Origin of the sequence: Pseudacidovorax intermedius (genome assembly GCF_001476815.1) — a bacterium.
GTDB classification, from domain to species: Bacteria; Pseudomonadota; Gammaproteobacteria; order Burkholderiales; family Burkholderiaceae_C; genus Xenophilus; species Xenophilus intermedius_A.
The window spans coordinates 1-527 of the sequence record NZ_LDSL01000199.1; the positions used below are offsets into that span (position 1 = coordinate 1).

At 70.6% G+C, this 527-nt stretch carries 2 pseudogenes; both read left to right on the forward strand.

What is annotated here, in order from left to right:
* Nucleotides 1-122 (forward strand): annotated as a pseudogene (locus NS331_RS27280) (NADP-dependent oxidoreductase); the annotation flags it as partial.
* A gap of 74 nt (nucleotides 123-196) precedes the next feature.
* Nucleotides 197-527 (forward strand): annotated as a pseudogene (locus tag NS331_RS24105) (DNA alkylation response protein); the annotation flags it as partial.

Below are 527 nucleotides of genomic sequence, written 5' to 3' on the forward strand. Positions count from 1 at the left end.
TCGCCACCGGCAAGCTGCGCCCGCGCGAGTCCATCGCGGAGGGCATCGAGAAGGCGCCCGAGGCTTTCCTGGGGCTGCTGAAGGGCAAGAACTTCGGCAAGCAGCTGGTCAAGCTGGTCTGACGCGCTGATCCCGACCCGGCCGGAGCGCCGGCCCCGCAACCGGCACCACGAGGCCAGGAGGCCAGGAGGCAGGCATGAACCCCTTTGTCACGCACGAGGTCTTCAACCAGCCCGAGCCGCTGGTCGACTACGACCTGTTCGCCACGAACCGCGGCCTGCAGGACGCCCTGCGCTTCAACGCGCCGACGCTGGAACTTGCACCGCTGCAGGCGCTGGGTCGCGAGGTGGGCACGGCGCAGATGCAGCAGCATGCGCGCCTGGCCAACGTGCACACGCCCGTGCTGCACACGCACGACCGCTTCGGGCGTCGCATCGACGAGGTGGAGTTCCATCCCAGCTACCACGCGCTGATGACGGCCGCCGTGGGCGCGGGGCTGCATGGCACGCCGTGGGCGGAGGCGGGCG